Here is a 25,528-nt window from a genome sequence, read left to right on the forward strand (position 1 = left end):
TTACGCCTGCTCATTACGCTCCGAAGTTATAAAATACTATTTACTGGTTTGAGGATATTGGTTAGGGAATGAATTTAGTTATGATTATTCATAGTTCCGTAACCATGAATATAATAATCAGCTATATTAAACTTACCATCATTATCCAATGTTATGAAAATACGAGCATCACTACCATATGTAGGATGATATTCATCTATACCCCAATTAAAGTTTTCATCAGTTTCCTTATTTGATGTATTTTCATCTAAGAATAAGCTTATTAAACCAGTAGGCGTTGCATCCGGAGTGAAATCTTTGAAAAAATTTTGTTCCTTCACATAAGCATCAATACCAGCAGGTACCATATCAGTTCCTTTCAGCATATAAACTTTCTTGGTATTAGCACCTTTTTCAACTTTTAGTGTCGCAGCAGTTCCTTCAGCGGACACAACCGTCAATGTCAATGCTCCATTACCTGAGAAGTCAGCTTCTTTCGGTTCTTCCACCTCTGCCGCTTTAGTCTGAATACCATTCTTACCTTCACCAGCCTTATCCACCAAGTCAACAATCTCACTCAGCTTACCGTCCTTATCAACCGTTACAGCTCTCAAGTAATAAATAGAACCCGGACTTAAAATATACAATCCGCCGTTGTTTTCCTCAGTCTTAAGTTTGCCCAAATCTTCTACTTTATATTCAGTCCACTGTACATTGCTGGAAGCTTCATCCACCATTATCCAATCAAGGTTAGCAGGAACAGATGTTTCCCAGAATACGCGAACCGCTGTCGTATTTTCATTGACACTGATATCTACAAGCAGTTTCTCCGGAGAAGTCTGTTCGGGGAAGCTGACACTTGTAATACTACCTACTCCCTCAAAAGTAGGACGTCCCGTTGTAACTCCGGTATAAACAATCTTACCAAGCTTGCCTTGCTTGTCGATAGGTATGGCATATACATAATACTTGGTATTAGGAACCATATCCTTGCTGGCAAACTCTTTTGAGAACGGTTGAGTGTATGTAACAGGAACGCTTGCACCCAACTTAAGAATGCTGGCTTCGATTTCGGCTACGGACATCTCTGTAAAATCTTTACCGCTGTTTTTAGCAATAGCACCTGCATCCGTCTGTCCCACAATCATTTTGGCACAATTGGCATCTGCCGTAAAGGTAGCTTCAAAGCTTCTCAAAGCAATCTTACCGGCAGGAATCTCTATGCTTGCCACCACTTGTCCGTTAAGTTCTGCATCGGGCACAGTGACTTCTTTTGTAAAGACCGTTCCCTTACCCTCTGCATCTACCGCATAAATGGCAACAACCACCTCGGTTTCATCTGTTTCCAATGCGGTCAGAATAATACCCTTGCTTTCACTGATATCCTTATCCTGCAAAGCACTTCTTACCAATGTCTGTTCATTAAACGTAGCGCTTACGTCCGACCAGTTGTAGGGCTGCATAGGATAATCCTTGTTGGGATTCAAAGAAAGTTCAGCACTTTCAATAAATTCTGCTTCCTTGTAGATTTCTTCATACTTATCCAGTCCGGTTTCAAGGTCTTTACCCATATATCCCTTTATAATTGCCCCAATCACATACTTGGCGCACTTAGCCCCTTTCTTCACCTCTACATCCATAGAGAAAGCGGAAAGGTTCTTGATTTCAAATTCCACCAATTCGTCCATCAGGTCCTCATACTTGAATATGAACTCCTTGACAGCTTCCTGGCTCTTGCCGCTCTCATTCTCGGCATAGACAGTCAGAACATAATCCTTATCTATATCGATGGGGATTTCCAGTTTAGTCTCTTCCTTGCCGGTTACAGCCGTATATGCGGCAGCAGACTCGCCTTTCGGTTCGCACTTCCAGTACCATTTTTCCGTATCATCGGAAGGGGTAACGGTTACTACGGCTTTGGTATTGTCGGCGCTAAGAGCAGGTTCGCTCACCGTGATAGTAGGTAAAGCCGGCTTTTCCGGTGTCGGATCGTTTTTGTCTTTGTCGTCCGAGCAACTTGTCCATACGCAAGCAGCCATTGCCAGTATGGGAAGCATTGTCTTAAAAATGTTTTTCATACATTATTAATTAATTAGTTAATAAATAGAGATAAATACTATAAGTAGAAAACAGGGAGATAATATGGGAAAAACAAAGAGGAAAAAGAGAGAGTTACCACACTGTTATCTTTTTGCAAAATTATAAATTATTTATAAAAACAAGATAGAATATATATTTTTTTTCAGAACTTTTTCTATATTTGTTGCAAATATATCCAAAGAAAGTTTTAAACAAAGGGCTTTTTGTAAATATAAAATTAACATTATTACAGCATCCTTAAAAGCAGACAAACAACAAGCAACCCCGATGTTATCCTTTAATTGGACTGATATTATAGAAAAACGTAAGCAAACAAAACTGTAAAAAAAATAAAAGGACGGCAATATACACTTTAAAAATGTCTCTTTCCGCTCCAGACTAAAAAACAGAAACATTAAGTATTAATCAAATCATTAGAAGAACAAAGATGAGAAAATCAATTCTCTTGTTTGTGCTTTTAACTCTGTTCGGAATCCCGTACCTATTGGCACAGGGCGGATTCCGGATTACAGGACAAATCCTATCGGCGGAAGACAACCTGCCGGTAATCGGAGTATCTGTAGTTGAAAAAGGCACAACAAACGGTGTAATTACCGATATCGACGGAAATTACAGTATCACGGTAAGCAAGTCTCCCGCCACCTTGCAGTTTTCGTACGTAGGCATGAAGACGGTAGAAAAGCTGTTTACAGCGGCAACCCGCTACAATGTGATTATGCAACCGAACACCGAAATGGTGGACGAAGTGGTAGTAGTGGCATACGGCGTGCGCAAGAAAGGAACCATAGCCGGCTCCGTATCCACCGTAAAAGCGGAAAAGATGGAAAATGTGCCGGCAGCCGGCTTCGACCAGGCGTTGCAGGGACAGACACCGGGATTGTCGGTCATCTCCAATTCGGGAGAACCCAGCAAAGCCGCCGTGTTCCAGATACGCGGCACAAACTCAATCAACTCAGGCACATCGCCGCTGTTTATCCTCGACGGCGTGCCCATTGCAAGTTCGGACTTCAACACCATCAGCCCGGGCGACATCGAATCCATTTCCGTGCTCAAGGACGCCTCATCCACCTCTATCTACGGGGCACGCGCCGCCAACGGCGTAGTGGTAATCACCACCAAGCGCGGACTCTCCATAGACAAGGCGAAAGTAACGCTGCGCGCGCAATACGGCTTCTCGCAACTGGCATCCGACGGCAAATGGACCATGATGAACACCCCCGAACGCATACAGTTTGAGAAAGAAATAGGCCTGGACACCGGGCAGGACTACGACCTGCTCTCACGCACCAACGTCAACTGGCTGAAAGAGATATTCAACGACCGCGCACCGTTGCAGAACTACGAAATCTCCGTGAACCGCGCCACCGACCGCCTCAACTACTACGTATCGGGCGGGTTCTACGACCAGGACGGTATCGCCCAGAACTCTTCCTTCCGGCGCTACAACATGCGCGCCAATGCCGAAGTGAAAGCCAACAACTGGCTGAAAATAGGCACAAGCACCATGTCCGCCTACGAAGAGGTGCAGCAGGCGGAAGAGGGGGAAATGGCGATTTACACGCCGATAGCCGGCTCGCGCTTCATGCTCCCCTACTGGAGCCCCTACAACGCAGACGGCTCGATAGCCTCGGAGAACAACGGCACATGGACGGGCACGGGACAGAACCCCATCGAATGGATGGCGAACAACCCGGTGAGCTATAAGAAGTACAAGGTACTCTCCACCGTATTTGCCGACATCACCCCGATACAGAACCTGACCGTACGCATACAGTTCGGCGCCGACTACTCGCACGCCACCACTTTCATGCAGTCGTTCCCGAGCTACGTCATCAACAACGAGCAGGGCACTGCCGGACGCAACTCCTCGGACGTACTGAAACTGAGCGAAACCGCCACCGCCAACTACCGCTGGGCGCTGAACGACGACCACTCCTTCAACTTCATGCTGGGGCAGGAAGCCATGGACTACCAGTCGAGCGGCTTCCAGGTAGTGACGAAAGGACAGTCCAGCGACTTCCTCACGAACATCAGCTCCGGCACGCGCGCCTCGTCCTGGGACGACACCACCAGCGCATATTCCTACCTCTCGTTCTTCCTGCGCGGCGAGTACAACTACAAAGACCTCTACTACGGCGAAATGGCACTGCGCACCGACGCCTCCTCGCGCTTCGGCAAAGACCACCGCTGGGGTATGTTCTGGTCGCTGGGATTTATGTGGAACATCAAAAACGAATCGTTCCTGAAAGACACCGAATGGCTGACAAGCGCGCAAATCGCACTCAGCACCGGTACTTCGGGCAACTCGGAGATACCCTACTACGACCACCTGGCACTCGTTGCGGGCGGGCCGAAGTATAACGACGAAGCCGGTATCTACCCCAAACAGAGCGGCAACGAAGAGCTGAGCTGGGAACAGACCTGGTCCAACAACATCGGGCTGCGCCTGGGCTTCTTCAACCGCGTCAACCTCGACATCGACTTCTACCACAAGAAAACCACCGACATGCTGATGTCCGTACCCGAAAGCTATGCCATTACCGGCGAGGGCTACCGCTGGGACAATATCGGGGCGATGGTGAACCGGGGCGTGGAAGTGTCGGTCAACAGCGACATCATACGCACCAAAGATTTCACCTGGAACCTCAACGCCAACGTGTCCTACAACAAGAACAAGCTGGTGGAACTGTACAACGGCGTGCAGGAGTACGTAAACTCCACCACCGGACTGAAATTCGTCGTGGGGCATCCGGTACATGAGTTCTTCCTGAACCGCTATGCCGGCGTGAACCCTGCCAACGGCGACGCCCTGTGGTACACCAAAGACGGCGAGCTGACGACCGAATTCAACGAAAGCGACAAGGTGATGACCGGCAAGACGTTCGATTCGCCGTGGGCGGGCGGCTTCGGCACTACCTTCGCCTGGAAGGGTCTTTCGCTGTCGGCACAGTTCAGTTGGATGGCTGACCGCTGGGTGATGAACAACGACCGCTTCTTTGAAGAGAGCAACGGACTGTACAGCACCTACAACCAGTCGCGCCGGCTGCTGTACGACCGCTGGAAGAAACCGGGCGACATCACCGACATCCCCCGCTACGGCGTGACGGCGCAACTGGACGACCGCTTCCTGGAGAACTCCTCGTTCCTGCGCCTCAAGAACCTGACACTGGCATACGCACTGCCGCAGACACTGCTGAAAAAGACCAACTTCTTCACCTCGGCACGCGTGTACCTGCAAGGCCAGAACCTGCTGACCTTTACGGGATTCACCGGACTCGACCCCGAAATGTCGAGCAATATCTACCGGGCACAGTATCCGGCTTCGCGCCAGTTTACGCTGGGCATCGAAGTATCATTCTAACCCTATCAAGCAAAAGAAAGATGATTAAGAAATTCAAACTATATATCATGCTGGTTGCCGTGGCGCTGTCGTCCGTCTCCTGTCTGGACAAAATGCCGGAAGACGGCATTCCTTTCGACGAGTCGCTGCAGACGGTATCCGACATAAACCTGGCGGTCATAGGTATCTACGACGCTTTCAGGAGCAAATACCTCTATTCGGGCAACCTGACGCTGCTGCCCGACATACAGACCGACCTGGTGTACGGAGTGAACGGCAACACCAATGTGTACGGCGACATCTGGCGCTGGAAAGAAATCAAACCCACCAATACCGACATCGAAGCCGTGTACGGTGCGTTGTACGATGTTATCAACCGCTGCAACTTCATGCTCGACCGCGCGGACGCCGTGCGGAAAAAGACCACCGACGACAAGGATCTCGACAAGCTGGACCAGTGCTGCGGCGAAGCTTACTTTGCCCGTGCACTCGCCTACTCGGAGCTGGTGAAGCTCTTCTGCAAGGCATACGAAAGCGATGAGGACGCCGCCGGCCAGTTGGGAGTTATCCTGAGCGAACACTATCTGGGCGATGAAACCATGAGGCGCGCTTCGCTGAAAGACTCCTACCAATTTATCCTCGACGACCTCGACCGTGCGGCAGAGTTGCTGGAACTCGAAGAGGACTTCGACACCGACACGCAGGGAACGCTGTACGACAGCATCTACTTCAACGAATATACGGTGCATGCCCTCCGCGCCCGCGTACTTCTCTATATGAAGCGGTGGGACGAGGCCATCAAGTATGCCACCAAAGTCATCGACAGCGGTTACTACTACCTGTCGAGCTGTACGCGCGCAGCCACCTCAAGCGCCAGCTACTACAAGTATATGTGGACGAACGACTTCTCCACCGAAGCCATCTGGAAAGTGGGCTTTACCGTTAATGCCTACGGCGGCGCACTGGGACAGGTATTCGCCAACTACGACTACAGCACCCTGCGCCCCGACTACGTGCCGGCTACATGGGCCGTCAACCTGTACGACATGAACGACCTGCGCGTATCCGCATTCTTCCAGAGCTTCACCACCGGATACAGCCACGGGCTTACATGGCCGCTGCTGATAAAATACTTCGGCAACGAATCGTTCACCAACTACAACATCCTGCACGTCAGCATGCCGAAAGTGCTCCGCCTGTCGGAACAGTACCTCATCCGTGCAGAAGCATACGTGCAATGCGACCAGCCCGACTACGGCAAGGCGGGAAGCGACATATCCGTACTGCGCACGGCACGCTACTCCTCCTACGGCGGCTCCACTTCCCTGAACAAGGAGAACGCGATGGACGTCATCGAACAGGAGCGCGTAAAGGAGCTATACATGGAAGGCTTCCGCCTGCACGACCTGAAACGCTGGCACAAGGGATTTGAACGCACGCCGCAAGACCAGTCGCTGTCCAACGGCAGCAGCCTGAAAGTGGAAAAAGACGACCCGCTGTTCGTATGGCCCATACCCCAGCACGAGCTGGATGCACCGGGCTCGGAAGTAGAACCTAATGAAAGTAACAAATAAGCCAAAAGATTTATGATAATGAAGAAACTATTAACCGGATGTATGGTAGCCCTTGCCATCCTGGCAGCCCTGGCAGGACTTGCCGGATGCGACCAGGACAAGGTGCTGTACAGCGGACGCAACTACCTGATGTTCTCCGATACGCTTTACCACTATGCCGTACAGGAGAGCAACGAGAAGTTCGAAGTTCCCGTATCCGCTACCAGACGTGCCGACTACGACCGCACGTTTGCCGTGGAAGTGGTGGACAAGGAAAGCAATGCCGTGGAAGGAAAACATTACAGGATTCTTTCCAATACCGTAACCATCAAGGCGGGCGAAACCGCCGCCAATGTCGAGATAGAAGGCGTGTACGAGAATATCGGCATCAGCGATTCGCTGGGATTTGCCCTGCGGCTGATAATCCCCGAGACCGAACAGTGGCACAAATACGGAACGGAGACCAAAGTGGTGATGCAGAAAGTATGCCCGTTCGACATCAATGCCTTTACCGGCTATTGCAAGGTCACTTCCTCGCTTTTCAATACCTATATGACGAATACGACCCTGCGCCTGATAACGTCCGAAGTCGTGGAAGGGGAAGAGAATACGATTGTACTGCACGGACTCTACTTCGACGGATATGACACCAAGCTGAAATTCAACTACGACGATTTGCTCGAACCCAGCATCGAAATGGAAGAACACGTCTGCGGCAGCACTGCCGAACTGTTCGACACCACACATGGCAACGGCAAGCTGATGATGACACAGCCGTCGGGCTATCCCGCCTACTTCAGCACGTGCGAGAAGTTCGTGTTCCACTACGTCAACATCCGGGTAGACAACAAGGACGGCTCGCTGGTGGGCGTGGTGGATACTCCCGCCAACATCATCGAATGGATAAGCGAAGCGGAAGCCGAAAAGCTGAAAGAACAAGGATATTAACTTTATAACCCCTACAATTATGAAAATAACAGAACTGAAAAGCATGAGCCTGATTATGGTGCTCGCCATGATGATAATGACAGCGTTCACCGCCTGTTCGGACGACGATAACGAAGGCAACAAAACCGTTGTTTTCCCTGAGCTTGCAAACATCAGCAGCGCAGCCGGAGAAACTACCGAACTATCTTTTGAAGCATCTGCGGACTGGGAACTCTCCAGCAATGCCGGCTGGTGCAAATTCCAGAACGGCGAATTCCTGGAAAGCCTCATCTACGGAAAGACCGGAAAGCAGACCGTTACCATTATGACCTCCGCCGACGGACAGAACTACAACGAGGATGCCGTAGCGGAAATCACACTGAAAATGGGCAATGCCTCGCAGGTAATCTACAAGGTGACGCGCGCCAAAAGAGAATATGCCGACCTCGTTGTCAGCGATGAAGCAGGCAATATATATGACCGGACGCACCCGCTGACCATCAAGGGCAATACCGCTACCTCACCCGTCTATACCGTTATCAAGGCACAGGCGGAAAGCGGCGTGAAGATAGGCTTCACCAATCCGGAATGGCTGAGCTATGTCATAGACGAAAAGGCGGGAACGTATCAGTTTACGTTCAATACGGCAAACACGAGCGGACTGAATCCCAAGTATCCGATTACCGGAAACAGCTATACCCTGACTTTCGTTACCGAAGACGCCACGACCGCCAAAACGGACAAGGTGCGCAAGGTGGAGATTCCCGTCGTGTACGAAGGACTGCAACGGGACGCTATCGGCATCAGCCCCACGTATCTGAACGCGCTGGCAAGCGTGACGGGAGAAGAGCTGTCGGACGATACTGGAATTCTGGAACAGATGCAATCGACCGTTACCGTATATAATGATGAATTCGAGACTGTGGTATTCGCCATGAAGAACCAGGACGGTGAATTCAGTTATGATTTCAACAGTACGGTAGACTGGCTGCACGCCGTTACAGGAACAGGCAGTAATAAGGATAAGGTAACGGTCACCGCCGACCTTAACGAGAATACGGAAGAGCGAGCAGCTACCGTCATGGTATTCCCTAAAGCCGTTTATGATGAAATAAAGAGCAACTGGGCAGGCAACCTCATCGACGAAAGCACGGGAGACATCAAGTCCAACTATGCGAACAATGTCATGACCAATATCACACAGGAAGCCTGGCAGAAACAGGGTGACAGAATTAAATTCAAAGCGCTGTTTATGTATGCGTACGATTACGACCAGACCGGGTTCAGAAACATCAAGGACTTCTTTGAAGGCACTGTTATCAAATTTGAGGACTTGGAGAATTCGGACGGTGTCGACGAATATAATGTAACCGACAACAATGTATGGAAAGCCACCATCCCCAAAAGCCTGCTCAAGAAATTCGACGAAATCGGAGAACCGGGACACGGTCCGGGAAAAATCATTTTCGAGCCCGTTGAAGCGGCTACCGACCAGGAAATAACGGAAAAAGCCTCTCATGCAGGTATTTCATCCGAAAAGATGTCAGGTCAGGCATGGTCACAGGACGCACGCAAACTGGTACGTATCAACGGAATAGGTTTCTGCTTCGACAACACCAGCTATGAAACATACGCCAACGATTACCAACTGGTGGTCAAGGGCGAAGGCGAAGAGATTCTTGCACTCTGCATCGTAGAAGTATTTGACGATACACAAAGTCAAACCACCTTCTGACGGAATATGTACAAGCAATCACTGTAACTCAAACTACAGAAAAGAAAGAATAAATGAACTCAAAGAGAATTATAAAAGGAAAACTGTTTCTTGCAGCACTTGTCACCATGCTATGCGGCATGGTGGCAGGCGGATGCTCTGACGACAAGGACGAACTGGCGGGCAAACAATACGGCCACGTACAGTTCAGGCTCTACAAGTCGGCATCCTATACGCAGGAAGAGACAACCCGGGCCGGCACGGCATCTACGCGTGCCACCGCAATGGACCGGTTGAGCGACGCCCAGAAAGTGGAAATCGAAATGCAGCACAACGGTATGAGCATCACCCAGACCCTCGTGCTGAACGCCTACAACGAGAGCAACGCCGAATATGGCATGAGAAGCGACAAACTGGAGCTTCTGACCGGAACGTATAAAATCGTAGGTTACAAGCTGCTCGACAAGCTGGACGAGGTGATTACCGGCATATCTCCCGGTGCGGACGAGACGTTTGAAGTCGTTTCGCGCGGACTGACCACCAAAGACCTTGTTGCCGACTCGCAAGCGCGGGGCATGGTGACTTTCAAGCTGATAAAGTCCGGACTCACCACACGCGCCGCCGACGGTGAGAGCATCGACTACCTGTTCAGCGACATAAAGGTTATCGACGTAACGGTGACCAACACGTTTACACGCGTGCCCGTCACTATCAAGAACCTGAAAGTGACTTATAAGGAAGAGTATGAAGAACATCCGAATACGGACTATACCGACGACAACAAGCACAAAGACAAATATAAGGATATCGGTACCGCCAAATGCGACTCGGCAGTATGGCTGCCAGCCGGCACGTATCAGGTAACCTCTTACACCATTTATAAGAAAAGCGGTTCGGTAACCTCTACGCTCGACTCCAGAAGCCAGCTTGCGGGAGAGATGTTCAGCGTAGAAGATAACAGACAGACGGACGATGCCCTTGTGCCCATCCAACTGTCGCCGGCAGCCGCTTACATCAAGGACTACATCGCACTGAAAGCCATTTGGGAAGCGCTCGACGGAAGAAACTGGCACTATACCGGAGAGACAAGTCCTGCCGGAGCAACCTGGAACTTCAATAAGGAGGTAGACATGTGGGGCGACCAGCCCGGCGTGTCGCTGGACAATAAAGGGCGTGTCATCAGCCTGACACTCGAAGGCTTCGGCGCCAAAGGCAGAGTGCCCGACGCCATCGGCCAACTGACCGAATTGAAAGTGCTTTCCCTCGGGTCGCACAACGAAAAGCTGGGCGGCAGACTGTTCGGCGCAGGCGGAATAACGCCCGATATGAGCGATGCACAGAAACAGAAGATGCGCATGCACTACAAGGAACTGTTCCTCGACTACGACCCCAGAGAGAATATGTCGGAACTCCTGCAGGACGGCATTAACCGCGACCCCGAAATGGCAAAGATAAAGAAAAGCAACCGTATCAGCATGAAAGATATACAGATAGGCCAGACAACCAACAACATTACTTTCATATCCAAAGCGGTAATGCGGTTGAAGAACCTGCAACAACTTTATATTGCCAATTCTCCCATTAAGGCTGAGGACATCTGCACAGATTGGGAAAACGAAAATTCCGAATATGCCAAGTCATTTAAAGAGGAAAGCAGCTCCTGGGCATGGAGAACCCTGACCGACCTGACGGACGTAGAGGTGTACAACTGCCCCAACCTGACGAAACTTCCGGAATTCCTATTCGAACTTCCCGAAATCCAGTTGCTGAACATCGCCAACAACAAAGGCATTGACGGACTGAACGGAGCAAGAGACGGAAGCGGCGAGCAACTGACAGCCGACTGGAAGAAATTAGCGGATGCAACTGTAGGAGCCAAACTCCAGATTCTGTATCTCGGCAACAACAACCTGACTAAATTTCCGGAACACGCATCATTGAATAAAATGAGGAAACTGGGACTGCTCGACTGTATCAACAACAACCTTACAGGAAAGCTGGAAGCCTTTGGCAAGGAAGTGGAATTCACTACCCTGACTCTGGACAACAACCAAATTACCGAAATACCGGAGAACTTCTGCGGTTTCACCGAGCAGGTAGAAAGCCTGAGTTTTGCGCACAACCTGATAGAATACATCCCCAATATCTTTAACGCAGAATCCGTCTATACAATGGGGTCTGTAGACTTCTCGTACAACCGGATAGGACAGAATGACGGGAAAAACATTAATTGCAGCCTGGACGACTTCAAGGGAATTAACGCCTCAACGATTTCTTTGTCGAACAACCTTATCAGTAAGTTCCCCACGGAACTGTTTGCCAAAGGTTCCCCCATCTCCACCATCGACCTGAGCAACAACCTGATGACGGAGATTCCGAAGTACTCGCTAAGGTCGGAAACTGGTAACTACAAGAACACGTATCTGCTGACCGTTATCGACCTTCGCTTCAACAAGCTGACCAAGCTGTCGGACGACTTCCGCGCAACCACGCTGCCTTATCTGAAGAACCTCGACCTCAGTTACAACTGTTTCTCGAAGTTCCCGACCGAACCGCTGAACAGCAGCCAGTTGCAAGCTATCGGCATCCGCTTCCAACGCGATGCCGACGGCAACCGCATCTTGCGCGAATGGCCTACGGGAATTACCAGTTGCCCCAGCCTTATACAGTTGCAGATAGGCTCAAATGATATCCGCAAGGTAAACGAAACGCTGACATCGCAACTCTACATCGTGGACATCAAGGACAACCCGAATATCAGCATCGACGTAACAAGCGTATGCTCGCAAATAAGGGCAGGCATGTATAAACTGATTTACGACAAGACTCAGGATATCCGTGGCTGTGATGCTTTAGACATAAAACGATAAACCAATAAGATTCTACCAATGAAATATGTATATAAAATAATGACGGGGCTGGCTCTCTTCGCAGGGCTGGCAAGCTCGTGCAAAGACGACGACGCAAGCATCCCCGGCGGCATTGCAGTGGATAAGGAAGAGATAACCGTAGGGCCCGAAGGCGGAACCGAAAGGATTACGGTCAACTCTTACAAGAACTGGGTGGCCGGAGCATCCAGACCGTGGATCGCCGTATCGCCCGCAAACGGTTCGGGTACGGCGGAATGCCGGCTTGCCATCGACTCTACCTTAGAGAACACGGCACGCACCTCGCAAATACGCTTTGCACTGGAAGGCCAGGAATCCAAACTGATAACCGTTACCCAGTTCGGTTTCGGGAAACAAATCATCGCTAAAGAACCGGATGTGGACATCGAAAGTTCGGCAGCTTATAACAAACGCCTTTTCGAGGCTGTCATATCCAGTAACGTCAACTTCCTGATTGATAAAGAGCATATCGACTACTCCTTTGCCGAAGAAGAGACAATGACCAATGAGGATAAAGCAGAATTCGGAGCCGACCGGACAGGCTGGATTACCCCTCCCAAAGATACGGACCTGAAACTGAACCTCGACCGGAAAGCCCGTCCGCGTACGGTCAAGGCAAAATTCCGCTGGGAAATGAATACGACTCCCTACACCCGGATAGCGAAAATACGCTTTGTTCCGCAAAATCCGGATGAGGACCAGTTGGTGGACGACAACGGCAATCCTATCGAAGCTTTCATTTTGACTGTGACCCAAAAGGCAGCTCCCAAGATTGAGGACAACCGTTCGGGAGACTCGCTGGCAATCATCACCATCAACGAGAAGATTCAAAGCATGATGTCCTTCGATACAAGTGAGAATATGCAGAACTGGGATAACGTAACCCTATGGGAGGCAATCGACAAGGATGTACCCGAAGGTGCGGTAGGACGCGTGCGTTCCGTCAAATTCTCCCTGTTCGACCTGCAGGAAGGTGAAACACTGCCCAAAGAAATACGTTATCTCAAATACCTGGAATCGCTCGACATCCAAAGCAACTCCAACAATCAGATACGTATCGTAGCGTTGGGCGAGGAAATCTGCGAACTGAAATACCTGAAATCGCTGAGTGTATCCGCCTATGGCATGAACGAACTGCCCGAAAACTTCATCAAGCTGGGCGGCAAGGCAGACAAGAGTTATCGCGGACTGGAAAAACTGGACTTGTCGGGCAACAACTTCCCGTCGCTGGCTGCCATTACCGAAGTGGTAAATGAAGAAAACTTCCCGAATCTGCACGCGCTCAGCCTTGTCGGAAACCGCCGGAGCGACTCCTACTCCGACCTGAGTCAGGGACGTACCCACAATGGAAGGGAACTCGGTCTGTACATCGACATCAGTGCCGGAGCGGAAAAGGAAGCATTCCTGCAACTGCTCACTTGGGACAAGCTGAGAAGCCTGCGGTTCTCGTACAACTTCATTGAAGGGACATTACCTACGGATGAAGAGGTAGATACCGCACTCGAACGGGCAAACAAACCCAAACGTTATCAGGACGACGACTTCTCCGACAACAAGGAAGAGTACAAAGACAAACTGGTAGGCGATACCTGCATCTGGCTGAAAACGAGTGACAACGAAGTCACATTCACCGAAACTGGCGGAACCACCCTGCAAGTGAAAGGACAGGATGTGCCGCGCGTACTGCCGAAGGCACGCTCCTTCTCCATCAACCTGAACTTCCTGACCGGTCCGGTGCCCAAATGGATTCTGTTCCACCCGTATTTTGTAGAATGGGACCCCATGACACTGCTCTTCAACCAGCAGGAAAACGGCAAGAACTCCGCAGGATTCAAAGTGGGATTCAATAACGTCGATGCGGTGAAGTTCAACTTTGAGTATTACTACGGCAAAGAGAAGCCGGAAGGTACCAAAGTAAACGGAGTAGCTTATCCGCTATACTATTACAGGTATGTGGCGGGAGTCAACTAACCCCCAAACAGGTACTTATTAACAAGATAATATTAAACAGAAACAATGAAGAAAAGATTCTTATACATCGCACTCATTACCCTGACGCTAGGTGCCTGTACGGAACAGGATATCGTCGAACAGCCGTCCATCCCCACCGACGGGGGGACGGAAGTCCGGCTTCCCACCGATGTCAACTCGGGTGAACTGCTGATTAAGTTCAAACCCGAAATGACCGACATCCTCGACCGTACAATGACCCGCGCAGCGGGAAACGGCGGAGTGATGACCCGTTCGGGCATCCCCTCTACCGATGAGGTACTCGAAATTCTGGGCGGATACCATTTTGAACGTATCTTCCCGGTAGACAGCAAAAACGAAGAACGCACCCGCATAGCCGGCCTTCACCTGTGGTATCAGGTGAAGTTCGACGAAGGTACAGACTTGCAGGAAGCTGCCAGACGGCTTTCCCAATTAGGAGAAATCTCAAAGGTACAGGGCAACAGCCGCATCAAGCGCGCCTACAACCCCAAAAGCCGCCGGAGCTATGTGAGCCAGGCAGCCCTGCAACAGCGGGCAGCCACCCGAAGCGGAGTAGCGGCCGGAAGATTCTCCGACCCCGGACTTGCCTACCAGTGGCACTACACCAACTCCGGCAACAATGCTTTCGACAAGACAAACAGTACGGGAGAAACCCTTGCTGGCTCAATAGCCGGATGCGATGTCGGCTGCTACGAAGCATGGCAGAAATGCACGGGCGACCCGTCCGTTATCGTTGCCGTATTGGACGACGGAGTGATGTATACGCATCCCGACCTGGCAGGCAATATATGGGTAAACGACAAAGAGGAACTCTATGCCGGCACGGATGCCGACGGCAACGGATACAAGGACGACAGATACGGATATAACTTCGTACACAATACCGCAGCCATTTCGTGGACGGATGTAAGCGACATCGGTCACGGCACGCACGTATCCGGTACGATTGCCGCCATGAACAACGGATACGGAGTCTGCGGCATTGCCGGAGGAGACGGCACGAAGGATTCGGGCGTGAAGATTATGATTTGCCAGGTATTCGCCGGAGAAAACAGCGTGAGCCTGAACGGAGAAGCCCAAGCCATCAAGTATGCCGCCGACAACGGCGCCGTCATCCTGCAATGCAGTTGGGGATACAACTCCTCGGAAGCGAACGAAGTGGAAGGATACTCTCCCGGACCGGCTACCGAAAAGGAATGGGCGGATACTTATCCGCTGGAAAAGGAAATCCTGGATTATTTCATCAACAACGCCGGTTCTCCGAACGGAGTCATCGACGGCGGTATCGCCATCTTTGCATCGGGCAATGAATATGCGGGAAGCGCCTCCTATCCGGGAGCTTACTCCAAATGCGTAACTGTAAGCGCGGTTGCCGCCGACTTCACCCCGGCATCCTACACCAACTTCGGTCCGGAAGTGGACATATCTGCACCGGGCGGTGACACTGAATATTATAACGCTATAGGGGAAGAGGACAATGAGTTTTGGGAAAACAATGAGGTTTCCGGCTCCATCCTTTCTACCATGATTCGGAACGGAAGCCCTGCCTATGGTTATATGGACGGCACTTCAATGGCATGCCCTCATGTATCGGGTGTGGCTGCATTAGGTCTGTCGTATGCCGTGCAACAGCGCCGCCATTTCAAGGCAAGCGAATTTGTGGCACTATTGAAAGAGTCCGTAAAACCGGTTGATAACTGGTATAGCGGCGGAAAGAAGAAAACATACTACCGCAACCATAACTCACCGGCTGCCGCTCCCTCCGTCATGGAGCTGTCCAAATACATCGGCAAAATGGGCACGGGCGTAGTGGATGCAGGAAAGTTGCTGAACAACATCGAAGGAAGCGGTTCGGATATGAAAGTGCCGAATGTGTACGTTGCCGAAGGAGGCACATCGACCGTGAACCTTGCCTATTACTTTGTAAACGGTGAAACGCTGACCTATACCTGTACATCGGACGATGCCGCCGTGGCAACGGTAACCGTCGGCAACAGCCTGATGGAAGTAACCGGCGTAAAAACCGGCGCCACACACATCACAGTGAAAGTGAGCAACGGAAGCGAACAGACAATCACCGTTACCGTGCGCAAGAATGCCAACGACAACGGCTGGATGTAATTTAATGTAATTGATTAATGAAACTAATTACCTGGATAGTGCTATTGGTATTTGCCCGTTCCCCTTGGCAGCAAAAAGCCGACTCGCTGATAAATCCGCCACTGATGCAGCAGGCGGAATCCATACTGCGTTTCGACAAAAGCACGCTGGACATCGGAACGCTGACCGAGGATGATGCTCCGCAGGCCTACCGTTTCACGGGCAGGAACATCAGCAAGGAAGCCGTTACCGTCACAAAGGTACGGACCACCTGCGGATGTACGGCAGCAGAACTGCCTGCCGGAAAGATACTGCCGGGAGAAACCGCTACGATTGTACTGACTTATCATCCGAAGAATCATCCCGGAACGATAGATACGGACGCGTTCGTCTATCTGTCCTGCTCGGAAAAGCACCCCGTAGCACGTCTGACCCTGACCGGGAATGTTCTTCCCGGAGCGGATGAATGGGCACGCTACCCGTATGCAATGGGCCGACTGAGACTGAAACAGAACCAGATGGAATTTCAGGAAGTGATGCCCGGAAAGCGACCTTCCGAACGGATTCTATGCGGAAACAGCGGAGACAAGCCGCTGCGCCTGTCGGCACTCGTCATTCCGAAGTTCGCAACTTTCCGGACGGAACCGGAAGTGATACAACCGGGCAGTGAAGCCGACATCGTGGTAACGGTAGACGCTTCACTGATTCCCGCCGGAAAGGAAAAGACATTCACATTCCCGATTATCATCGAAGGAGTGGATGCCCGGCCTTCGGACCGGACCCTGAATATAAAAGTAAACTATACCAAGTAACGATAAAAAACAAGAAACCCGAAATGAAGAATATTTTCAAACTAACGGCTTTGGCAGTCTTTCTGTGCTGCCTTGTGTCCTGCGATGACGATGAGCCGATAATACCGACCCTGGAAGTGACTCCCGCCAACCTGAACGGCACGTGGGAACTTTCCGAATGGAACGGAACTCCGCTGGCGGAAGGTACATACTGCTACGTGGTTTTCAACCGCAAGGAACAGACTTTTGAAATGTACCAGAAGTTCGACAGCATGTACGCCCGCTACATCACCGGAAGTTTCAGTATCAAAAACGACCCTTATCTGGGCGCCGTCATCAGCGGAGAGTATGATTTCGGCAACGGTGAATGGAACAACAAATACATCGTGACCGACTTGCTGGAAAGCGGCTCGATGATATGGACGGCAAAAGACAACGAGAACGATGTAAACAAATACATACGTTGCGAGAAAGTACCGGAAAACATAATTGCGGAAGCAAAAGTGGACAAGGGCGAGTAAAGCAGAATTTCAGCTTTTTTTCATAAATTTTTACTCTAACAATTATTTGTGGGGAGTCTGTGAGGATTCCCCACAAGTGCGTTTGCACTAATCCTTTATATGCTTCTTCAAAACCGGATACAACACTTTTGCATAACGCATAAAACCTAAATCCGTAAAATGAACACCGTCTACGGTAGCCTCTCCATCATGCCCGATAATATCTTCGGAAGAGAGCAGGTAGATGTTCTTCTCTCCCCGCTTCTTCAGAGACCGGAACACAGCCTGCAAAGTCTCGTTCTTATTCTTCACTTCTCTGGCTACGGTCCTGTTAAAACGGGAATGGGTAAATATAGGATCCTCCACAAAAAGTACAGGCGTATCAGGATGCTTGCTACGGATAATGGAATAGAACTCACCGGCACGTTCCTTTATCTGCTCCACACCGGCATTCGGAACAAAATCAAGTACAAATACGGATGCATCCACACCCGCCATCACATAGGCAATCTCCAAATCCAATAAAGCATTGCCGCTAAATCCCAGATTGATACATTCCCGATTGAGCCAACGCTCCAGGATATTGGTATGCGCCATACCCGGACGGGAAGCGCAGCCTCCCTGCAGAATGCTTGTTCCGTAAAAGACAACCGGCTTCTTACGCACCGGCAGTTCCGTTGCCGGCCCGCTGATTTGAGACAGCGAGTCGATGCCGATGGAAAGAGAAGTCACCCCGTCGTATAAAGAAAGGAATAAAAGATATTCACGCTCTTCGGGCAGCATATCCTTCACGATGGTTGCCTCATTCACCTTTCCTTGCGGACGACCGCTTCCGGCAAACAGCCACTTCCCGTCTTGCAGGCAATACAAATCAAGTCCTTTAATGCCCGTAGGGGTCATGTGATTCATATTCCTGTTGAGCAGTACCTCCCATTTGGCGGCAATCCGGGTGGAATTGGAACGGAAACGTACGGCAAGCCCGGCACTGTTACGTCCCAACTCCCATAGAGGCTTACGGGAGATATTCCGTAAAGAGTCCGGCAAACGTTCGTAGCGTGTAAGGGTTGTCTCGGTAGCTTTTCCTAAAAGAGGAAAAGCGGAAGCGTCGTGATAGACGATTTGTGCATTGGCGGAGATAGCCAACAGCAGGCACAGAAGAAAAAAATTTGTTTTCATAGCAGTTAAATAATATATGGAATAAGGATTTCGGAGACTGAAACTCAAGTCTTCTGTCCCTTATTCCATATAAACTTTATTATAGATGATGTTAAGAATCCGTTTGAACTTTGTTCAAAAAGTATTTTCCGAAAGTGAAAAGTATCATTTCTTTTCAGCCTGCGCCCATTCTTTAGCCCCTTGCTCTTTCAGCTTGGCAGTAAACGCCTTTGCCTTTTCCATAACGGCGGCTTCTTCTTCGGGAGCGGCATAAGCATGCTTATACCCTTTCACCACGTTCCACTCGCCACGGGTAAAGTCGGGGAATGCCACCGGAGCGCAATTATTGTCCATGGAAAGTTCTCCTAACTCTGCCAGGCAGCACCACTCTGCCAAATCGTATACATCCATATCCAAAGGCAAACCGTTCTGCAGGCAATAAACCAGACGGCTATCCATGATAAAGTCCATACCGCCGTGACCGCCCACTTCTTTTGCCATCTCACCGTATTTCTTCAAAATAGGATGCTGGTATTTGGCTACAAGTGCTTCCATTTCCGCTTCCGGCAAGAAACCGTGCGAGTTCAAATCATCTACCTTAGGCTGTACACCCGAAGCAGTCAGTTGGTCGGCATCGAGCGCATACCCCTCTACGGGATACTTATTGGCAAATCCTTTCGAACCGGTCAACTGATACAGACGGTTATAGGGCTGGGGAGTCATCACGTTATGCTGTATCTCGATCACCTTACCGTTGGCAGTACGAATCAGCGTGGTGGTATGGTCGCCATTGCGGAAGCCATTGCAGGCAGAGTCCGTCCTTGCCTCGACCAGAGTCTTTCCCACAACCGATTTGGTATCCATAGCAACCAGTGTCTGCATACGGTCGCCGCGGTGAATGTCGAGCGCCTGTGCCACAGGGCCGAGACCGTGAGTGGCATACACATCGCCGCGATGCTTCATGTTGTAATCCAGACGCCAGCCCAGCTTGTCGCCCTCGCCGTTCTTCCAATAATGGTTCCAGAACGGGCTCAGGTTATGGATATACGCGCCCTGCGCACGGATTACCTCACCGAATACGCCCTGCTGCGCCATATTCAGCGTATTCATCTCGAACCAGTCGTAGCAGCAGTTCTCCAGAATCATACAGTGCTTGCGGGTCTTTTCACTCATGTCGACCAAAGCCCAGCACTCTTTCAGATTCATGGCGGAGGGCACTTCGATGGCTACGTTCTTGCCGTTCTCCATAGCGCACATCGCCACGGGGAAGTGATGCAGCCAGTCGGTGGCGATATACACCAAATCTATATCATCGCGCTTGCAGAGTTCCTCATACCCCTTTTCACCGGAATATACGGCTGCTTTGGGCAAGGACGCCTGCTTCAGATATTTCTGGCACGCCTCGGCACGTCCTTGTTCGTAATCGCAAAGCGCCACGATCTGCGTACCGGGGATATGGGTAAACCGCTCCACAGCTCCGGGGCCACGCATTCCCAAACCTACGAAACCCACGCGCACCACCTCCATTTTAGGCAGTGCCAGACCTATCACGCTTTTCCGGTCTGCCGGACGCTGGGGAGTTTCAACGACAATCGTTCCATTCTCCCACTGCCACTGAGTTCCTTTGTCGTTTGTCTGCACAGTGGATGTCGGTGAAGAACAGGCGCATAATGCGACACATGCGCCCAATAATAATACTTTCAAGCTCTTCATGCTTCTCAAATTTAAAGTTAATCGATACGGATACATATTTTCGCTGTTCCGATTTATTTATGTGTCTCCACAATCTTGGTAGGCGCCATTTCCATATTCCGGCGGTCAACCTGGCGGACTACAGCAGCAGCCAGTTGCAGGAACGCGCGTCCGGTCACGGTATTCTCGTCCAAAGCGACGGGGGTACCCTTGTCACCGCTCTCACAGATGCTTTGCACAATGGGAATCTGCCCCAGCAGAGGAACGTTCATCTGCTCCGCAAGCTGCTTGGCGCCTTCCTTACCGAAGATGTAGTACTTGTTCTCCGGCAGTTCGGCAGGCGTAAACCACGCCATGTTCTCTACCAGACCAAGGATAGGCACGTTCACCTTATCATTCGTAAACATGTTGATACCTTTGCGGGCATCGGCCAGAGCCACCGCCTGCGGCGTGCTGACAACAATAGCTCCGGTCATGGCAAGCGTCTGCACTACGGTGAGGTGAATGTCGCTGGTTCCGGGCGGAAGGTCTATCAGGAAATAATCCAGTTCGCCCCAGTCGGCATCGGCAATCAACTGTTTCAGGGCATTGCTTGCCATACCGCCGCGCCACAGGGTAGCCTGGTCGGGGTCTACGAAGAAACCGATAGACAGCAGCTTGATACCATACTTCTCGATAGGGATAATCAAATCACGGCCGCCGATGTTCTCTGCATACGGACGTGCATCTTCCACCTGGAACATCTTGGGCATGGACGGACCGAAGATGTCGGCATCCAGCAAACCTACCTTATACCCCAGTTTGGCAAGGGACACGGCCAGATTTGCCGATACGGTGGACTTGCCTACACCGCCCTTACCGGAAGACACACCGATGATGTTCTTCACCTGCGGCAACAGTTTGCCCACTTCCGGGCGTGCCGCCTGACGGCTTTCCGTGGCAATCGTCACTTCCACTTCCGGTGAAACGTAAGTATGTATCGCCGTCTCGGCAGCTTTCACCATGGACTTCATAAAGGGGTCGGTCGGCTTCTCGAAGATAAGCGAGAAACTGACCTTCATCCCGTCGATACGCAGATTGTCGGCAACCATTTCGGCCTCAACGAGGTTCTTCTTGTTGCCGGGATAACGCACCGTTGCCAGTGCATCGAGGATTAATTTAGGATAAAGAGTCATGTTATTTACTATTTTAAATTTTCAACGGTTTGAGATAACCGTTTGAGAAATAAATATTCAACTGAGCATTTGAGTAGTAGTAGTAACGAATTAGCAACCTGCGAATTCCAGCGATTTGCAGTGCAATGCTGTCAAATAACTCTGTCACAAAAGTAAATAAATTCTTTAGTCAGACAAAGAGTTTATCTACTTTTTAGTCGTAATCGGTTCTATTTAGTCGTAAATAGTCATAATTCGCCATATTTAGTCGAAAAACGAGACTTAAGACTATTTTACATACCATATTCTACCCTTGACTATAACTATTTCCGCCTCTTTCATCTCTGCAAGGATATTTCCAACCATTCGTTCCTGCTGTTCCGAGGTCTTATTTCTGGGAAGAACATCTCTCAGATAATCGAATATAGCATCCCGTTTAGCTCCGACCGAACCCGCATTTTGGAGATACTGCAAAATCATATGTTGTAACTTAGCTTTATCCAATCCTCTGTTATGGGTATAATACGGCAATTGCCTTGTCTTTTTAGCAATATCAAGTGATATGTTATACTCTGAAGTATCACCCTCCAATAGTCCCCTATTCAATAGAGCAACCACATCTTTTTCAGAAATACGATGCCTTTTCTGCACTGCATCCAATAATATGCAGTCCCCCAATGTAAGAGTATTGTTTTCTTTGAGCAATTCAGTATATTTCTCATTAATTGTATTGCCATATATTTTTACTCCAACTTCCTTATTGAGTGCATCTATCTCATAATCCGGCATTGGGAAATGACGCTTCCATTGCTCATTGAACATCTTCTTGATACCCCGACTCACGGTGTCAATCATATTGAAATTTACCATAGCACGGCAAAGGCATTCGTTGCGGAAATAGCGTTGAGGTCCTTTGGTTGTCAACACATTTTGCAATGTACCCGGAATGAAACTACCACCGTTGGCGTAATAAAGATAGCCGGGATTTTCAACAAAGTTAATACGCTGCTGTAATGTGTAATCCTGATGAGCTATGGCATTGTGCAAAGCTTCACGGATGGTATAGTCATCATATTGCTTCATCGTTTCCGGAAACAATGTACCTCCGGGAAGTTCCCTCATTGTAAGATTGCGTATCTTACTTAAAATTTGGTCTACAGTAAGAATAAACGGTGCAGTGAAGTGTTCGTAATCTACCACTTCTTGCCGTTCATCTCTCAAAGTCCAAGTTACCTCAACTACAGCCGGGCGAAGTTTGAAGACTGAAACAGGCTTGCCCAACAATATAATGGCGGCACGAGTCAGTTTTCCGTCTATCATTATACCGCTATTCGACAACAATTCTTCCACTGTCCAAGCATCTATTTCTTCCGCCGGAATCTTAGAGGCATGTACTTTCTTGAACATTACACGGGCTTTGGCTACCGCCAATTCGTCTAAATCTGTCAATACCGCATTTGGAACAATCTCCGCCGACCAGTCTTTTGCCTCAAAAACAGGTTCTTCAAGGATTGCCGCAAGCCGTTCCTGTGTCATTTCCACCAATGAATCTTCCACCCGCTGCCATGCCTTCTTATGGGCATACACCGGGCGGCGGGGCAAATGTTTCGGTATATGGATTATCCATACCGTCTTATGGCTATCCTCTGTTGTGTATTCATCTATACTTAACCCCTCAGACGACAAGTTAGTGCAATGTTCCAATAGTTTCCACACGGCAGATTGCGCGTTCAAATTAAATTTGGAAAGGTCCGTGCCCACAATCTCCAAAGTCTTATCCTGCACGCCAATTACAAGATGCCCTCCTTCCATATTGGCTATGGCTGCAACATACGATATTACATCATTCTTTTCGTCTCCTGCAAATAAGTTTTTGAGATTCTTCATCTCTTTCCACTCACAACGAGCATTCTCTTGTGGAAACTCACGAAGCAGATATTGTTGAAGTTCTTGTGAAGTCATAATAATTAAGATCCAGATGAAGAATTTCAGAATCAATCATTTTTGCTATACTTTCAGCTCTCATGTTTGGATTAAAACCCATAGCAGGCTCGACAACCATTGTTTATTTGCCGGTCTGGAGACTGCTGCGCTTGCTGCGGTTGTAGCTGCGGTACTCGTCCAATTCTATCTCGACATCGGGTTCCTGCAACTCTCCGCACTGAGGAAGCCGGAACTTGACGTATTTTATGGTCAGGCCGCGGTCCAGCCACTGCTGTTCGTAATAGGTGCGGATGCCGAGAATATCATCCACCAGTCCGGAGTGGTAGAGGTCGTCGGTGATGAACTCTACGGGAAGCCCGTTCTTCTCTATCATGTATTTGGTGTAGGTGAACATGAAGTTGCTGTCGGTCTTTACATGGATAGTGCCGCCGTCTTTCAGGAACTTGCGGTAGCGTTCCATGAAATAGGTAGACGTAAGGCGTTTGGTGGCTTTCTTCATCTGCGGGTCGGAGAACGTGAGCCATATCTCGCTCACTTCGCCCGGAGCGAAGAAGCGGTCTATGATTTCGATGTTGGTACGCAGGAAGGCAACATTCTTCATGCCCGACTGCAAGGACTCGGTAGCTCCCGTCCACATGCGCGCCCCTTTGATATCTACGCCAATGAAATTCTTGTCGGGAAACATGCGTCCCAGTCCCACCGTGTACTCTCCACGGCCGCAGCCCAGCTCCAGCACAATCGGATTATCATTCTTGAAAAACTGTTGATGCCAGTTGCCCTTCATCTCAAACGGCACGTTGTCTACCGCCGAGTACGGATATTCAAACACGTGCGGATAACTCGCCATATCGGCAAACTTCTCTAACTTATTCTTTCCCATTCGTATGTATTAAAGTGTTTCTACCCGACCGGTATAATTATAAAAAGTACGGTCGGCAAAGCATTGGTGAAACAATGCGTATTTATCAATGCCCGTACAATGACAAACGCCCAGCCGCTGCGGCAAATGGCTTTCAAGGAAACGAGCTATCACATCAAATTTCTCTTTCTCGGTATTACGGATATGGAAACCGCCCAATACCAGTTTCAGCGAGGTCTGCGGAAAATATTCCTGCACTGCACGGATAATATTCGTAATGCCCCGGTGCGAGCAGGCACTCAGCACGGACACTTCAGCGTCCTGTTTCAATGCCAGCGCCAGTTCGTCCGTAAAGGTATCGGCCTGTTTCCGCCCTTCCGCCCACGTGAAGAAGTGTTCAAAATGCGTATCTTCCTCATCCGTAACAGGCAACTGCGGAAAGACAAACACGCCGCGGCACAATTCAGTAACCTCATCCACAAAACGGAAACGGGTGCTGTCCAAAGCATCGGGCTGCATCACTCCGTTTTCCCGTTCATCCTTGAACTTCGGTTGGAAGAGTTCTCTCTTGCAAACAACCTGTGCCTTGTCGTTCACGGCAAGAAAGTGATGCAGTCCTCCGGTGTGGTCGCGATGTCCGTGCGACAGTACCAGGAAATCCACCTCCTTCAAATCAATCCCAAGTATCCGGGCATTGCGTATGAAAAGGTCGGAAGCTCCGGTATCGAACAGCAGACGATGCTCACCCGTATCAACAAGCAGGGAAAGCCCGTGCTCTCCCTGTAGTCCCTTGCCGTAAACCGAATTTTCCACAAGGGTTGTAATCTTTATGCTCATGCG

16 protein-coding genes are annotated in these 25,528 nt (G+C 49.9%); 9 read left to right on the forward strand and 7 right to left on the reverse strand.

Annotation, left to right across the window (positions count from 1 at the left end; genetic code table 11):
• Positions 1-74 precede the first annotated feature (74 nt).
• Entirely contained in the window at positions 75-2,057 is a 1,983-nt protein-coding gene (locus AB5903_RS01345; RefSeq protein ID WP_368117604.1) for a hypothetical protein, read from the reverse strand.
• A gap of 449 nt (positions 2,058-2,506) precedes the next feature.
• Here AB5903_RS01345 and AB5903_RS01350 point away from each other — a divergent pair, with 449 nt between their 5' ends.
• From AB5903_RS01350 to AB5903_RS01390, 9 genes are read left to right on the forward strand one after another with little or no spacing between them, the layout of a single operon-like run.
• Complete coding sequence (locus AB5903_RS01350) at positions 2,507-5,440, forward strand: SusC/RagA family TonB-linked outer membrane protein (protein WP_368117605.1); 2,934 nt, start codon at positions 2,507-2,509, stop codon at positions 5,438-5,440.
• Between the two features lie 20 nt (positions 5,441-5,460).
• Complete coding sequence (locus AB5903_RS01355) at positions 5,461-6,993, forward strand: RagB/SusD family nutrient uptake outer membrane protein (RefSeq protein ID WP_005658189.1); 1,533 nt, start codon at positions 5,461-5,463, stop codon at positions 6,991-6,993.
• A gap of 12 nt (positions 6,994-7,005) precedes the next feature.
• Positions 7,006-7,920: a DUF4984 domain-containing protein gene (locus tag AB5903_RS01360; protein ID WP_005658190.1), complete on the forward strand. Its 915-nt coding sequence runs from the start codon at positions 7,006-7,008 to the stop codon at positions 7,918-7,920.
• A gap of 19 nt (positions 7,921-7,939) precedes the next feature.
• Positions 7,940-9,634 carry a BACON domain-containing carbohydrate-binding protein gene (locus tag AB5903_RS01365; RefSeq protein WP_368117606.1) on the forward strand — a complete coding sequence of 565 codons (1,695 nt, stop codon included), beginning with the start codon at positions 7,940-7,942 and terminating at the stop codon, positions 9,632-9,634.
• Between the two features lie 53 nt (positions 9,635-9,687).
• The gene (locus AB5903_RS01370) at positions 9,688-12,483 is read left to right on the forward strand and encodes a DUF4458 domain-containing protein (protein ID WP_368117607.1); all 2,796 of its coding nucleotides are present in this window, start codon (positions 9,688-9,690) and stop codon (positions 12,481-12,483) included.
• An 18-nt stretch (positions 12,484-12,501) separates the two neighbouring features.
• The gene (locus AB5903_RS01375; RefSeq protein WP_005658194.1) at positions 12,502-14,472 is read left to right on the forward strand and encodes a BACON domain-containing carbohydrate-binding protein; all 1,971 of its coding nucleotides are present in this window, start codon (positions 12,502-12,504) and stop codon (positions 14,470-14,472) included.
• Positions 14,473-14,517: 45 nt separating this feature from the next.
• On the forward strand, positions 14,518-16,614 hold the full coding sequence (locus AB5903_RS01380; RefSeq protein ID WP_005658196.1) for a subtilase family N-terminal domain-containing protein: 2,097 nt from the start codon (positions 14,518-14,520) through the stop codon (positions 16,612-16,614).
• Positions 16,615-16,631: 17 nt separating this feature from the next.
• Positions 16,632-17,405, forward strand: a complete 774-nt coding sequence (locus AB5903_RS01385) for a DUF1573 domain-containing protein (RefSeq protein WP_117946274.1) — start codon at positions 16,632-16,634, stop codon at positions 17,403-17,405.
• Positions 17,406-17,428: 23 nt separating this feature from the next.
• Positions 17,429-17,905: a lipocalin family protein gene (locus tag AB5903_RS01390; RefSeq protein WP_022104640.1), complete on the forward strand. Its 477-nt coding sequence runs from the start codon at positions 17,429-17,431 to the stop codon at positions 17,903-17,905.
• 87 nt (positions 17,906-17,992) lie between these two features.
• On the opposite strand, the gene AB5903_RS01395 is transcribed toward AB5903_RS01390, so the two are convergent.
• From AB5903_RS01395 to AB5903_RS01420, 6 genes are all read right to left on the reverse strand, one after another.
• Positions 17,993-19,060, reverse strand: coding sequence for an SGNH/GDSL hydrolase family protein (locus tag AB5903_RS01395; RefSeq protein ID WP_005658202.1), 1,068 nt, complete (start codon positions 19,058-19,060; stop codon positions 17,993-17,995).
• Between the two features lie 144 nt (positions 19,061-19,204).
• On the reverse strand, positions 19,205-20,752 hold the full coding sequence (locus AB5903_RS01400; RefSeq protein ID WP_368117608.1) for a Gfo/Idh/MocA family protein: 1,548 nt from the start codon (positions 20,750-20,752) through the stop codon (positions 19,205-19,207).
• A 53-nt stretch (positions 20,753-20,805) separates the two neighbouring features.
• Complete coding sequence (locus AB5903_RS01405; protein WP_005658207.1) at positions 20,806-21,906, reverse strand: Mrp/NBP35 family ATP-binding protein; 1,101 nt, start codon at positions 21,904-21,906, stop codon at positions 20,806-20,808.
• A gap of 267 nt (positions 21,907-22,173) precedes the next feature.
• Entirely contained in the window at positions 22,174-23,847 is a 1,674-nt protein-coding gene (locus AB5903_RS01410) for an RNA-binding domain-containing protein (protein WP_016661604.1), read from the reverse strand.
• Positions 23,848-23,950: 103 nt separating this feature from the next.
• Positions 23,951-24,709: a tRNA (guanosine(46)-N7)-methyltransferase TrmB gene (trmB, locus tag AB5903_RS01415; RefSeq protein WP_016661605.1), complete on the reverse strand. Its 759-nt coding sequence runs from the start codon at positions 24,707-24,709 to the stop codon at positions 23,951-23,953.
• Between the two features lie 9 nt (positions 24,710-24,718).
• On the reverse strand, positions 24,719-25,525 hold the full coding sequence (locus AB5903_RS01420) for an MBL fold metallo-hydrolase (protein WP_272710524.1): 807 nt from the start codon (positions 25,523-25,525) through the stop codon (positions 24,719-24,721).
• Positions 25,526-25,528 lie beyond the last annotated feature (3 nt).

It is taken from the genome of Bacteroides sp. 2201st1_D9_2201SCRN_220225, from assembly GCF_040928965.1.
In the GTDB taxonomy this organism is placed as follows: Bacteria; Bacteroidota; Bacteroidia; order Bacteroidales; family Bacteroidaceae; genus Bacteroides; species Bacteroides stercoris.

What these genes read in the sequence shown, in the direction of transcription:
- AB5903_RS01345 (WP_368117604.1), bottom strand. Translation starts at nt 2,057, where the DNA reads ATGAAAAACATTTTTAAGACAATGCTTCCCATACTGGCAATGGCTGCT.
- AB5903_RS01350 (WP_368117605.1), top strand. Translation starts at nt 2,507, where the DNA reads ATGAGAAAATCAATTCTCTTGTTTGTGCTTTTAACTCTGTTCGGAATC.
- AB5903_RS01355 (WP_005658189.1), top strand. Translation starts at nt 5,461, where the DNA reads ATGATTAAGAAATTCAAACTATATATCATGCTGGTTGCCGTGGCGCTG.
- AB5903_RS01360 (WP_005658190.1), top strand. Translation starts at nt 7,006, where the DNA reads ATGATAATGAAGAAACTATTAACCGGATGTATGGTAGCCCTTGCCATC.
- AB5903_RS01365 (WP_368117606.1), top strand. Translation starts at nt 7,940, where the DNA reads ATGAAAATAACAGAACTGAAAAGCATGAGCCTGATTATGGTGCTCGCC.
- AB5903_RS01370 (WP_368117607.1), top strand. Translation starts at nt 9,688, where the DNA reads ATGAACTCAAAGAGAATTATAAAAGGAAAACTGTTTCTTGCAGCACTT.
- AB5903_RS01375 (WP_005658194.1), top strand. Translation starts at nt 12,502, where the DNA reads ATGAAATATGTATATAAAATAATGACGGGGCTGGCTCTCTTCGCAGGG.
- AB5903_RS01380 (WP_005658196.1), top strand. Translation starts at nt 14,518, where the DNA reads ATGAAGAAAAGATTCTTATACATCGCACTCATTACCCTGACGCTAGGT.
- AB5903_RS01385 (WP_117946274.1), top strand. Translation starts at nt 16,632, where the DNA reads ATGAAACTAATTACCTGGATAGTGCTATTGGTATTTGCCCGTTCCCCT.
- AB5903_RS01390 (WP_022104640.1), top strand. Translation starts at nt 17,429, where the DNA reads ATGAAGAATATTTTCAAACTAACGGCTTTGGCAGTCTTTCTGTGCTGC.
- AB5903_RS01395 (WP_005658202.1), bottom strand. Translation starts at nt 19,060, where the DNA reads ATGAAAACAAATTTTTTTCTTCTGTGCCTGCTGTTGGCTATCTCCGCC.
- AB5903_RS01400 (WP_368117608.1), bottom strand. Translation starts at nt 20,752, where the DNA reads ATGAAGAGCTTGAAAGTATTATTATTGGGCGCATGTGTCGCATTATGC.
- AB5903_RS01405 (WP_005658207.1), bottom strand. Translation starts at nt 21,906, where the DNA reads ATGACTCTTTATCCTAAATTAATCCTCGATGCACTGGCAACGGTGCGT.
- AB5903_RS01410 (WP_016661604.1), bottom strand. Translation starts at nt 23,847, where the DNA reads ATGACTTCACAAGAACTTCAACAATATCTGCTTCGTGAGTTTCCACAA.
- trmB (WP_016661605.1), bottom strand. Translation starts at nt 24,709, where the DNA reads ATGGGAAAGAATAAGTTAGAGAAGTTTGCCGATATGGCGAGTTATCCG.
- AB5903_RS01420 (WP_272710524.1), bottom strand. Translation starts at nt 25,525, where the DNA reads ATGAGCATAAAGATTACAACCCTTGTGGAAAATTCGGTTTACGGCAAG.